The following is a 12,142-nucleotide window of genomic DNA, read 5'->3' on the forward strand; positions in this document are numbered from 1 at the left end:
CGAGGCGGCGCGTGATTACGCGGCGGGCGTTGCTGCAGCGTGCGGCGCAGGCGGCAGCGCAGGTTGCAGCGCAGGCGGCGGCGGGGGCGGCGGCCCTCACCGTGGTGGCGCCGCCGGTGGTCGGCGCCGCTCCCGCCCTGGTGGGGCTCACGCAGAAGGGGCGCGTCATTGGCGGAGGCTTCGTGGACGACGATGCCGCGGCGGGGCATGCCTTGCGGGATGGGGGCGTCACGCCCACCCACGCACGCACCGAGCGCACCGTGGCCGTGGCCATCGTGGGGGGTGGCATTGGTGGGCTGAGCGCCGCCTGGCGACTCGATGCGCGCGGGCTCACCGACTGGACGCTACTCGAGCTTGGTGCCCAGCTGGGCGGCAATGCCCGCTCGGCAGAGTACCCCGGACTCGACGGGTTGCGTGCACCGTGGGGCGCGCACTACCTCCCCGTTCCCGCCACCCATGCCGTGCATGTGCGCGAACTCTGTCGCGAACTGGGGCTGCTCTCACCAACCGGCGAGTGGGACGAGACGGTGCTCTGCCACGCGCCGCAGGAGCGCATCTGGCACCACGGCCGCTGGCGCGAAGGACTCGATCCCCTCGATGCGGCCACTGCGGCCGAGCGGCGGCAGTTTGCCCAGTTCGAATCGCTGGTCGCAGAGTGGCGCGCGAGCGGCATGTTCAGCGTGCCGTCGGCGCAGGGCCATGCGGTGCGCGAGGAGGCCAGGCGGCGCGGCGGCCTGGCGGCGAGGCGCGCACGCGACGTGGAGGCGCTCGATCGGGTGACGGCCGATCAGTGGCTACGGTCGCTCCGGCTCGATGCCCCGGCGCTGCGCTGGTGGGTGGAGTACGGCACGCGCGACGACTATGGCGCGTCGCTGCAGCAGGCCAGCGCCTGGGCGGCGATGCACTACTTTGCGGCAAGGGGGGAGGAGGAGCTGGGTCCGCTCACCTGGCCGGAGGGCAACGACTATCTCGTCCGCGCCCTGACGCGCCGGTTGTCGCGTCGCGGCGACGCGCGCGGGCGCCCGCGCCTGCAGGCCGCAGCGCCCGTGCTGCAGCTCGAGCGCCGTGGCACCGCATGGCAGCTCGATACGCCCCGCGAGCGCATCATCGCCGAGGCCGTGGTGTGGGCCGCTCCGTTGTTCGTGCTTCCCCGCGTGTTGCGCACCGCGGTGCTCCCGGTGAGCCTCGAGTACGCGCCGTGGATGGTGGCCAACCTCGTGCTCGACCGGCCTCCGGCAGAGCGCGGCGCGCCCATGGCGTGGGACAACGTGATCTACGGCAGTAGCGCACTGGGGTACGTGAATGCGCAGCATCAGCAACTTGGCACCCCGCGAACGACGCAGCTGTGGACCTGGTATCACGCGCTCACCGATCGTTCTGCGGTGGAGGCGCGGCAGCAGCTGCGCGACACGCCGTGGAGTGCGTGGCGTGACCATATCATTGCCGACCTGCAGCGTGCCCACCCCGACATCGCGCAACGGCTGGTGCGTATCGACATCAGGCGCTGGGGGCACGCAATGGCCCGCCCCGTCCCCGGGGCGCTGGCGCGCGTCCAGGCGCTGCAGGCGTGGCAGCCTGGACCGCGATTGTTCATGGCCCACGCAGACCTCAGTAACTTGAGTCTCTTCGAGGAAGCGCAGTGGCATGGCGTGGCGGCGGCCGATCGGGTCGTGCGCGCACTGCAATGATGCGCCTCCCCGTTTGCGGTGCCTCCTCCGACCATCGCCCATGAACACACACGCCTTTGCCTGGCCTGAGCCGGCACCATCCCTGGCCCGAGCCGTGGGGGCCGACTTCCTGCTCCAGCGTGAAATCGGGCGCGGGGGCATGGGCGTGGTGTATCTGGCCGAGGATACGCAGCTGCACCGGCAGGTGGCCATCAAGACACTCCCGCCGCACCTCGCCGCCGATCCGGCGGTGCGCGAGCGCTTCCTGCGAGAGGCGCGCACGGCCGCCGCGCTGTCGCATCCCAACATCGTGCCCATCTACTCCGCCGCCGAGCGCGACGCGGTGGTCTACTTCACCATGGGGTACGTGAAGGGCGAGTCGCTCGCCGAACGGCTCGCGCAGACGGGCCCCTTCGACGTGCCGAGCGCGGTCGCGGTCATGTGACAGCTGGCGCTGGCCCTCGAGGCCGCGCACGCGCTCGGGGTGCTGCTCTTCCGCCTGCTCACCGGGCGATTCCCCTTCGAACGCAGCACCCCCCTCGGCGGTGCTGGTGGCGCACGTGAACACGGCGCCGCCCCGCCTGCACGAGCTGCGCCCCGATCTGCCTGGCTGGCTCGATACGCTGGTGGCGGCGCTCCTCGAAAAGCGCCCCGGCGACCGTATCCCATCGGCGCGGGCCCTGCTGGAATCGCTGGGCGAATCAGGCGTGCTCGCGCCGCAGGGCAAGGCACCGCCGGGGCCCACCGCCGGAGCGGAGGCGTGGCTATCCTCGACCGAGGCGGACGCCGTATGGGCGCGGGCGGCGGAGCTTCAGGCAAACACCGGCATGATGGTGCCGCCGGCGCAGTTCCCGGCGTCACCACCGGCGGCGTCGCCAACCCGCGGCTACGACGTGACAATGGTGAAGGACGCAGCGTCGGAGGCCGGTATCGCGCCCCGGTACGTGGAGCGCGCCCTCGCCGAACGCGAGGTGGCCAACGCCCTTGCCCAGGTCACGGTGGTACCGGGCCCGCGCATGCAGAAGCCACGCAATGCCTGGCTGGGCGAATACACGAAGATCGAGTACGAGAGTGTGCTGGACGGCGAGATCTCCCTCGAGGCGTTCGAGGAGCTGGCCGACATCGCACGTCGCTCACTGGGCGACCTGATCGCCGTCAACGCGGTGGGGCGTACACTGACGATCAACGTGAACAGCGCCCGGCAGGCTCAACAGGGGATGGTGCGGCTGCTGCAGGTCACGGTGGCCGTGCGCAACGGGCGTACCACCGTGCGGGCCTACGAGGACCTGAGCGGGGTGGCGGCCGGCGTGTACGCCGCCCTTGGGGCCGGGATTGGGGTGGTGGCCGGCGGGGTCACCGCGGCCACACTGTCCAAGTCCATGGGCTCGCTGGTCGGCGTCGGTGCCTGGCTGGGGATTCTCGCCGGGACCCTCGGCGGCGCGCGGGTGGCCTTCCAGTTCAGCTCCCGGTCCAAGCAACAGGAGTTGCGGGACCTGGTGCTGGAGCTGGCACGGTTCGCCAGCGCCTCGCTCGCCCATCCTGAACGCCCCACGCCCCCCGAACCCCGAGACCCTTCCGCCAGCCGCTAGCTTTCAGCGCATGACCAAGAAGCGTTTGATCGTCGTCGGGGATCGTGTCCTGGTGAAGCTCGAGGATGGGGAGCAGCGCTCGAAGGTGGGGCTGTATCTCCCGCCAACGGCGGTGGACAATCAGGCGGTGCAGGGTGGGGAGATTGTGGCCACTGGGCCTGGACTGGCCCTGCCGGATCTGGCCGATCAGGGGGACGAGCCGTGGCGGATTGGCGGACAGGCGGGGCGCGAGGCGCGCTACGTGCCCATGCAGGCCCAGGTGGGCGACTACGCGCTCTTTTTCCGCAAGGCCGCCGTGGAGATCACCTTCGAAAACGAACAGTATCTCGTGGTCCCGCAGGCCGCCATTCTGGCGCTGGTGCGGGAACCCCGAGAGGATATCCCTGACTACTGAAGGAGCCGGCACACATGATGTACCCCGAACAGCTGCTCATTCCCATGCGCCAGGAGCTCACGCGGCTTGGCGTGGAGGAGCTCAAGACGGTGGCTGAGGTCGATGCGAAGTTCGCCGAGCACAAGGGCACGGCGCTCGTGGTGGTGAACTCGGTGTGCGGGTGCGCGGCCCGCAACGCGCGTCCAGCGGTCGCCATGGCGCTCCAGCACACCGTGAAGCCTGATGTGGCCACCACGGTGTTCGCCGGGCAGGACAAGGAGGCCACGGAGCGGGCGCGCAGCTACTTCACCGGCTACCGGCCGTCGTCCCCCAGCATCGCCCTGCTCAAGGACGGTGATGTGGTATTCATGCTCGAGCGGTACCAGATCGAGGGGCGCAGCGCGCAGGAGATCGCGGCCGACCTGACGCACGCGTTCGACGAGCACTGCGCGCCAGCGTGACCCGAGGCCGCCGGCGGGGGATACACCCGCCGGGCGGCCTCGGGACCGCGGCACCGGTCACCCGTTCACGCGAATCCAGCGCGCGATTTCGGCGAGTGACGGCCGCTTGCCGTACATGAGCAGCGCCGTGCGATAGAGCCGCGCCGCCGCCACCATGGCGGCGAGGGCCGAGATCACGAGGAGCACGATGGAGAGCACCAGTTCGCTCGCCGGCACCGACGCCAGCCCAAGCCGCAGCGGCATGAGGATGGGCGACGAGAATGGCACGATGCTCATCGTGCGGGCAATGGGGCCATCGGGGTCGCTCAGCGCGGGCTGCAGCAACGCCATACTCCCCACCAACAGCGAGACCAACGGGGTCTGCGCCTGCTGCGCCTCCTGCTCGGAGCTCACGATGGAGCCCACCGCGGCGAAGAGCGCCGCGTACAGGATGTACCCAAACACGAAATAGGCGAGCAGCGGGGCCAGTTCGAACAGGGTGAACGCGGGGAGCGTTATGCTCGTGCTCGTAACCCCGAGCGCACCCAGCAGGCGCCCGCGATTGGCCAGCAGCGTCACCGCGCTGGCGGTCCAGAAGCCCAGCTGCACCAGCGCCACGCCGCCAATACCGAGCACCTTGCCCGTGAGCAACACGCGCGGCGACACGCTCGCCAGCACCAGCTCCGAGACGCGCGACTGCTTCTCCTCGGTCACGCCCCGCAGCACGATCTGGCCATACAGCACGATGATCAGGTACAGCAGCAGCGCCACACCAGCGCCAAACAGCAGATTCACCTGCGCCGACCCGCTGCGGCCATCCCTCATGACGCGTTCCACGGTGGCCGTTATGCGCAGCTTCGCAATGCGCTGCGCCTGCTCGAGGTCGATGCCCGCATCGGCCACGCGCCGCCGCAGTAGCTCACGCTCGGCAGCCGCCTGCACGCGCTCGGAGGTGACGATCGGCGCCCCGCCGGCCAGCAGCAGCCGCATACTGCCCACCGCCAGGGTGTTGGCGTCGATCACCGCCACCGCCGGCAGCGCGTTGCTCCCCAGGCGCGTGCGCAGCGAGTCCAGCACCTTCCCGGAGTCGGTGGCCGTCACGGCAATGACGGTGGCCCGCTGGCCGGTGGCCATGAGTCCCCCCGCCAGCTCCGTGGCTATGCCGTCTCCCATCGTCGTCCCGGTACCGTCAACGATCACCATGGACGAGAAGTCCACCGACCGCGACGACAGGTATGCCAGGTACGGCGGGCCGATGAACAGCACCGCAAAGAGGAGGGGAGCGAAGAGCGTGCTTGCCAGAAACCACTTGGAGCGGACGCGCTCGCCGAACTCCCGTTCAATGACCGCCAGCAGCTTACCCATGTCCGCTCACTCCCGGTTCCACACCTGTCGCTCCCACGCGCTCGAGGAAAATGCGATGCAATGACGCCTCGGTGCGGTCGAAACGCACCACCTCCGCATCGTGCGCCAGCAGTGCCTTGAGCAGCTGCTGGGAGTGCACGCCGGGCACGAGATCCACTTCCACCTGCTGGCCATGATCATCGAGATGCGCGACCAGCGACGGGTCAGCCAGCACCGCGCGCGCGCGATCGCGCCCGTCGTCGGCGAACTGGATGAAGACACGTCCCGGCCCGCCGAACTCCGTCTTGAGTGCCTTCAGCGACCCGTTGGCCACCACTTCACCCCGGGCAATGATGGCCACGGCGTCGCACATGCGCTCGGCCGCGTCCATGACGTGGGTGCTGAAGATGACCGTGCGCCCTTCGCGCCGGAGATCGAGCACGGTGTCCTTGAGCGCCTGCGCGTTCACCGGATCGAGCCCGCTGAACGGCTCGTCGAGAATCACCAGCTCCGGATCGTGCAGCATCGTGCCGGCAAACTGCACCTTCTGCTGCATGCCACGGGAGAGATCCTCCACCTTGGCCGTGCTCCAGTCCTGTTGCGCCCCGCGCAGCCCGAGGCGTTCGAGCCAGTGGTCGATGCGCCGGTCGGCGTCACGCGTCTCCAGGCCCTTGAGGCGGCCGAGAAAGCGCAGCACGCGTCGCACCTGCATCTTGCGATACAGCCCGCGCTCCTCGGGCAGGTAGCCGAGCCGGTCGGTGATGCCCGGGTCGGTGTTGGGACGTCCGAGGACCTCGATGCGTCCCGCGTCGGGGATCATGAGGTTGAGGATCATGCGAATGGTCGTCGTCTTGCCGGCCCCGTTGGGACCGAGCAAGCCGAAGATCGTGCCGGTGGGAACGAGCAGCGACACATCGCGCACGGCGAGGTGGTTCGCATACGCCTTGCGCACCTGTTCGACGCGAATGGCAACCGATGATGCAGACACCAGGGCAGGTCGTGGAGGAAGAGCGGTCAGCGGGCAGTCAGTATTCCCCCGCGAATGCGGTGGAAGCTAACCACGCGTCCTCCGGGATGTGGCTGGTGCTGGGCGCGGGCATGGTCGCGACATTTCTCTCGTCGCCGACGGACGGTGCGCTGCTGCCGCTGCGCCTGGGCGACCCGCGGTCCACCTTCTCGTGGTTTCCCGAAGTGCTCCGCGCCCTCGTCTGGCGACAGGCCGGGAGCGTTGGTCTCGCCCTGCTGGACGCGGGACTCATGGGCGCGTCGCTGCTGGCCGTGCGGGATCTGGCGCGCCGGGACCGCTGGACGTTGTGGGGGACACGCCTCGTCCTCGGGTTGCACGTACTGCTCTGGCGTGTCGTGCAGCCGGTCACGAGCCCACTGCTGGTGCTGGCCATCGCCCTGCCCCTGGCCTGGAGTGCTGCCCTGCGCCTGCGCGACGGCACATGGGGGGCGGGTACGCTGATGGCCGCCTTGGCCGCCACGCTGGCCGTGAACAGCCACGTCCTGTTCCCGCTGGGCATGCTGCCGGTGGCGCTCCTGCTGGCCGATCGCCGACAGGCGTCGCCCAACGCCATATGGCGCTTTGCTGCCGTCACACTGATTGGATGGTGCGCCACGCCATACCTGTTCGACCTGCCGGGCACACTCACGCGCTTCGTTGCGCGCGGCACGCTCGTTGGCGGCGGCGCGGCCATGCAGGAGCTTGCCCCCGGGTTCGCGGGGCTCGCGCACGCGCCACCGGACCTGCTGCTCGCGACCCTCTTCCTGCTGGTGCTGCCGCTGCTCCCGGCCAGCATGGGGCAGCACGTTGGCCGGCTGCGCTGGCTCGCCGTGCCGTGGCTGGCCGGGCTGCTGCTCTTCGCCCTGACGGTGCGCGGGCTGTGGCTCTGGTGGCTGTTGGCCCTGCCTCTTGTGGCGGCAACCATGGGCGCGATTCCGCTGCCCCCACCGCTGGTGCAATCGGAGCCCACGGGTGAATAGTGGGCCGTGGCGGCATTCGTCTCTTCCCACGATGGACTCCATGCGTAGTGCCCCATTCGTTCGTGCTGTCGCACCGCCTTCGCTTTCCTTCTCCCGCCACGAGCTCGCCGGCGCGTTCGGTGACCTCGGAACCGACCTCCCGTTGCTCGTGGGGGTGGTGCTGGCCACCGGTATGGACGCCCCTGCCGCCTTCGTCGCCTTTGGCGTGCTGCAGATCCTCTCGGGACTCGCCTACCGGCTGCCCATGCCGGTGCAGCCGCTCAAGGCCATGGCCGCCATTGCCATCGCCGGAAAGATCGCGCCGCCGCTGCTCGCCGCCGGCGGGCTCATTGTCGGCGTCACCATGCTCGTGCTCGCGAACTCGGGCGCCCTCGAGTGGATCGCCCGGACCGTCCCCAAGGCCGTGGTCCGCGGCATTCAGGTGGGGCTGGGTCTCCAGCTGCTCACGCTCGCCGTCACCCGGTTCCTCCCGTCGGGAGGAGGCCTTGGCTGGGCGATGGCCACCGCTGCGGTCGCCATCGTCGTGGGGCTCCGACGGAACCGCCTCGTGCCACCGGGGCTGCTGGTCCTCGCCCTCGGTCTGACGGTCGCTGCCGTCACCTGGCCCGCCGATCTCCCGGGTCCGTGGGGCTTCCATCTCCCCAGTCTCCCCAGCCGTTGGCCTACGCCGCAGGAGTTCGGGCGCGCGGCGCTGCTGCTGGCGCTCCCGCAGATTGCCCTGTCGCTCGGCAACTCGGTGCTCGCGACCCGGCAGGTGGTGACCGACTTCTTTCCCGACCGCGACCCCCCCTCGGTACGCCGCATCGGTACGACCTACGGGCTCATGAACCTGCTGGCGGCACCCGTGGGCGGGTTGCCCGTCTGCCATGGCTCCGGCGGGATCGTGGGCCATTACGTGTTTGGCGCCCGCACCGGCGGAAGCGCGGTCATTTACGGCGCCGCACTGGTGTTGGCCGGGCTGTTTCTCGTGGGGGACCCGGCCGCCTTTCAGCGGCTGGTCCCCGGTCCCATTCTGGGGGCCCTGCTCCTCGTCGAAGCGGTGGCCGTACTCCTGCTCGTTCGGGATCTGTGGCGGTGGCCTTCCGCCTTTGCCTTGGCGCTGGCCTGCGGCGCCACGGCCGCCTTTGCGCCTTATGGCTACGCGCTGGCCCTCGTGCTGGGCACCGTGAGCAGCCTTCCTCTCCGGCGCCGTTGGTCACTGCAGGCAGGTACCTGACAGGCTCCTGACAGGCTCCTGGCAGGCTCCTGGCAGGCTCCTGGCAGGCGGCCTGCGGGGCCTGCCCCCCGTCCGGGGCAACCCGTCAACCGGCTGCCGTTGACAGGATCGCGAAACACACCGTGACGTTGGTCCGTACCACAGGTATCCTTTGCATGGGCGTCGGGTATCCTCCGGTCTGTCCTCCCGGCGCCTCCCTCCAGAACGTCCCATTCTCCAGAGACCAGCCATGTCCTTGCCCCGTCGCCTTCTCGCCTCGCTCTCGCTTGTTGCCGCCGTGGCCAGTGTCGCTGCGGCCGCCCCGCGCATCATCGCCGACCTGACCGGCAAGTGGAACGTGTCGGTTGCCACCCCCGGCGGAGACCAGCCCTCCGTCATGACCATCACCCAGAAGGGCGACTCCGTGACCGGCACGCTCGAGTCGGAACTTGGTGCGGCCCCCATGGCGGGTGTGGTGAAGGGTGACACCCTGCGCTTCACCTTCCAGCTCGACATGGGCGGGCAGCAGCTCCTCATCAACGGCGTGGGCGCCATCAAGGACAAGGACAACATGAACGGCGCCCTCGATGTCTCGGGCATGGGCGTCATGCCGTTCACCGCCGTTCGCCAGCCGTAACACCGAGCGCGCGCCACTGTTCAACCAGCCGGACGAACTCGGCGCGATAGCCACCACGATCTTCCCCCAGCGCCGCGCGGGCCTGCTCCAGGACCTGCGCGGCGCTGCTGTTTCCCCGGTACTCGCTGTCGCGCAGCAGCATACCGAAGCTCGCCACCGCAGCAATGAACCGGGCATCGGTGCTCGGGCGTGCCGAGATTCGTGATGGCACGGCGTGCGACAGCAGCTGGCTCGACGCATTGCCGGGACGCTTGTAGCGCAGCTTCACGAAGAGCAGTTCGTCGCCAGCGGCGCCGCCGGCCCTCCGCATGGAAACGTCGGGTGTGACATAGCGCAGCGAGTCCACCGTACGCACGGGCACGGTGCCTTGCACCCCCGCGGGCACGACCTCGTACAGCGCCGTCACCTGATGCCCGGTGCCAATATCACCGGCATCCTTGGCGTCGTCGTTGAAGTCTTCGGTGGCCAGCAGGCGGTTCTCGTACCCGATGAGCCGGTACGACTGCACCCGTGAGGGATTGAACTCCACCTGCAGCTTCACGTCGTTGGCCACCGTGAGCAGCGTGGCCCCCAGCTCTTCCACGAGCAGCTTGCGGGCTTCGGCCGGCGAGTCCACGTAACCGGAATTGCCGTTCCCCACCTTGGCCAGCTTTTCCATCTTCGCTGCCTGGTAGTTGCCCGTGCCGAAGCCGAGCACCGTGAGGTACGTGCCGTCGCGACGGTGCTGCTCGACGAGCCGCTCGAGCTCGGCGTCGCTGCTCACCCCCACGTTGAAATCGCCGTCGGTGGCCAGGATCACCCGGTTGTTGCCACGCTCGAGGAAGTGCTCGCGTGCCGTGCGGTACGCCAGTTCGATGCCCGCCCCGCCTGCGGTGGATCCGCCGGCCTCGAGCCGATCGATGGCGTCGGCAATGCGCGCCTTCTCGTCGCCGCTGGTGCTGGGCAGCACCAGCCCCGCGGCGCCGGCATAGGCCACGATGGCCACGCGATCCTGCGGCCGCAGTTCGTTCACCAGCAGGCGCAACGACTGCTTCACGAGCGGCAGCTTGTTCCACTCGTTCATCGAGCCGGACACGTCGACGAGGAAGACGAGATTGCTGGGGGGCAAACTGGCCGTGGCGATGCGCCGTGTCTGGAGCGTAATGCGCACCAGCCGGTGCTGCGGCTGCCACGGGGCCGTCATGACCTCGCTGCTGATGGCGACCGGATCGGCGCCGCGGGGCTCGGGCAGCTCGTACGGGAAGTAGTTGATGAGCTCCTCGATACGCACCGCGTCCCTGGGCGGGCGCTGTCCGCTCGAGAGGAAGCGGCGCACGTTCCCGTAGCTGGCGCGGTCCACGTCGATGGAGAAGGTGGAGAGCGGGTTCGTGCGCACGCCGAGGAACGGATTGTCCTCGATCCGGTCGTACTGCTCGCGATTGGCACGGGCCCCGGGGGCGCGTCCGTCGCCCCGCCGAGGTGGCGCCACGTCCGACGCCGGGGCGCTCGCCAGACGGCGGGCGGATGGGACGCCGGCACCGGCCATCGGGGGCGCGGGCGTCGGCGCCATGGGCATTGGCGCGGCCGCCACCCGGCTGGCCGCCGCCTCCGCCGTCCCCTGCTTGCCGGGGAACGCCGTGACTCCGCTGGTCATGCCGTCGTTCAGCGCCGTTGCCGACGACGTGGTGCCAGGGCGCGGGGAAGCAACAGGGGCGGCGCCTCCGGATGCGGTCTCACCCGCAGGAACCGCTGCGGCTGGTACCACGGCCATCGGCGTGGTGGCGCCAGGTGCGGCCAGCGGCGGGGCCTCCGGCGTGACCGCAGGCGTGTCCGCAGGCGTGACCGCAGGCGCGGCCACTTTCCCGGCGCGTTCCGCCCCGCCTCTCCGTTCGGCATGCCGCAGCAGCATCGTCCCCCCGATCACCACAACCAGTCCGGCGGCCGCACGCCACCACCACTGCGGGCGCCAGCCGATCCCGCCGCCCTTGGCGATCGCGGCCCGCGCCTTCACCGCCGCGGGGAGCGCAGCCGGTGACGCGTCGAGCGCCCCCAGCACACGACTGCTGGCGGCCACCAGGCCACGCGCTTCGGCCACCTGGGCCGCGCACACCACGCACTCGGCCACGTGCCGCTCCACCCACGCGGCTGCGGCGGCATCCATCGCCCCATCGAGCCAGGCGTGAATCGTACCGTCCTCCACATGACCGGCCTCGTCGAACACGGGCGACAGGCGCTCCTCGGGTACCACGAACCCATCAGGCAACATCAGACCCCTCCATCGCCGCGCGCACGCCGGACCGGGCGCGCTGCAGCGTCTCGTAGACTTCGACCAGACGACGTCGGGCCCGGGAGAGCGTGGTGCCCACGCTCCCCACGCTCAGCCCCAGCGCCGCCGCGATTTCGTGATAGTCCAGCCCCTCTTCACGCATGAGCAGCGCCATGCGGTCGCGCTCGGCCAGCGCATCCACCGCCTCACGCGCCAGCGCCTGCTCTCGCAGACGGGCGGCGGTGGCTTCGGCCGTCTGGTCGCTCTCCGTTGCCTCATCCGCCAACGGTCCTGCCGCGTTCAGCTCCTCCTGCAACCGCACGAGGCGCAGGCGTTCCCGGGCATCGCGGCGCACTTCGTCGCGCAGCAGGTTGGTGGCCACGGCAAAGAGCCACGCGCGCTCCCGCGCCACCGGCCCCTGTCGCAGCGCCCGCACGAAGGTCTCCTGGGCCAGCTCCTCGGCGAGATCACGGTCGCCCAGGCGTCGCGTCAGATACCGGACGATGGGACCGTGATACTGCCGGAACAGTCGTTCGAGAGTGTCCATGATGGAAAAGGGTGGATGACAGGGTCGACCGGGGTACCCCCACGCCGTCACCCCGTAGGACGCCACCCACCGCGGAACTTGCACACCGGCTGGCCCGGGGGGATCCTTCGGAGTCCTTC

General features: G+C 70.0%; 12 protein-coding genes. 8 read left to right on the forward strand and 4 right to left on the reverse strand.

What is annotated here, in order from left to right:
- Positions 1-11 precede the first annotated feature (11 nt).
- The 5 genes from LW840_RS08315 (at position 12) to LW840_RS08335 (ending at position 4,090) form a co-directional block, all read left to right on the forward strand.
- On the forward strand, positions 12-1,688 hold the full coding sequence (locus LW840_RS08315; protein WP_291276792.1) for an NAD(P)-binding protein: 1,677 nt from the start codon (positions 12-14) through the stop codon (positions 1,686-1,688).
- Between the two features lie 40 nt (positions 1,689-1,728).
- Complete coding sequence (locus LW840_RS08320) at positions 1,729-2,112, forward strand: protein kinase (protein WP_291267875.1); 384 nt, start codon at positions 1,729-1,731, stop codon at positions 2,110-2,112.
- A gap of 115 nt (positions 2,113-2,227) precedes the next feature.
- Positions 2,228-3,256 carry a hypothetical protein gene (locus tag LW840_RS08325; RefSeq protein WP_291276793.1) on the forward strand — a complete coding sequence of 343 codons (1,029 nt, stop codon included), beginning with the start codon at positions 2,228-2,230 and terminating at the stop codon, positions 3,254-3,256.
- Positions 3,257-3,266: 10 nt separating this feature from the next.
- Positions 3,267-3,650, forward strand: a complete 384-nt coding sequence (locus LW840_RS08330; RefSeq protein WP_291261153.1) for a co-chaperone GroES family protein — start codon at positions 3,267-3,269, stop codon at positions 3,648-3,650.
- Between the two features lie 17 nt (positions 3,651-3,667).
- Positions 3,668-4,090, forward strand: a complete 423-nt coding sequence (locus LW840_RS08335; protein WP_343213756.1) for a BrxA/BrxB family bacilliredoxin — start codon at positions 3,668-3,670, stop codon at positions 4,088-4,090.
- Positions 4,091-4,147: 57 nt separating this feature from the next.
- Here the strand turns inward: LW840_RS08335 and LW840_RS08340 are convergent, their stop codons facing one another.
- A complete protein-coding gene (locus LW840_RS08340) occupies positions 4,148-5,434 on the reverse strand; it encodes an ABC transporter permease (RefSeq protein ID WP_291276794.1) in 1,287 nt (428 codons plus the stop codon).
- Positions 5,427-6,401, reverse strand: a complete 975-nt coding sequence (locus tag LW840_RS08345; protein WP_291261150.1) for an ATP-binding cassette domain-containing protein — start codon at positions 6,399-6,401, stop codon at positions 5,427-5,429. Before LW840_RS08345 ends, LW840_RS08340 begins: the two co-directional genes overlap by 8 nt.
- Between LW840_RS08345 and LW840_RS08350 the strand changes: the two genes are divergently transcribed.
- The 3 genes from LW840_RS08350 (at position 6,389) to LW840_RS08360 (ending at position 9,231) form a co-directional block, all read left to right on the forward strand.
- On the forward strand, positions 6,389-7,399 hold the full coding sequence (locus LW840_RS08350) for a hypothetical protein (RefSeq protein WP_291268349.1): 1,011 nt from the start codon (positions 6,389-6,391) through the stop codon (positions 7,397-7,399). The two genes, LW840_RS08345 and LW840_RS08350, sit on opposite strands and share 13 nt — an antisense overlap.
- 40 nt (positions 7,400-7,439) lie before the next feature.
- Positions 7,440-8,615 (forward strand): putative sulfate/molybdate transporter, encoded by a 1,176-nt coding sequence (locus LW840_RS08355; protein WP_291276795.1) that lies wholly within the window; start codon positions 7,440-7,442, stop codon positions 8,613-8,615.
- Between the two features lie 229 nt (positions 8,616-8,844).
- A complete protein-coding gene (locus LW840_RS08360) occupies positions 8,845-9,231 on the forward strand; it encodes a hypothetical protein (protein ID WP_291261147.1) in 387 nt (128 codons plus the stop codon).
- On the opposite strand, the gene LW840_RS08365 is transcribed toward LW840_RS08360, so the two are convergent.
- Positions 9,209-11,476 carry a von Willebrand factor type A domain-containing protein gene (locus LW840_RS08365; protein ID WP_291276796.1) on the reverse strand — a complete coding sequence of 756 codons (2,268 nt, stop codon included), beginning with the start codon at positions 11,474-11,476 and terminating at the stop codon, positions 9,209-9,211. The two genes, LW840_RS08360 and LW840_RS08365, sit on opposite strands and share 23 nt — an antisense overlap.
- Positions 11,466-12,023: a sigma-70 family RNA polymerase sigma factor gene (locus LW840_RS08370; protein WP_291261145.1), complete on the reverse strand. Its 558-nt coding sequence runs from the start codon at positions 12,021-12,023 to the stop codon at positions 11,466-11,468. The genes LW840_RS08365 and LW840_RS08370 overlap by 11 nt, the downstream gene beginning before the upstream one ends.
- Positions 12,024-12,142 lie beyond the last annotated feature (119 nt).

This window comes from Gemmatimonas sp., assembly GCF_021298855.1.
Lineage (GTDB): Bacteria > Gemmatimonadota > Gemmatimonadetes > Gemmatimonadales > Gemmatimonadaceae > Gemmatimonas.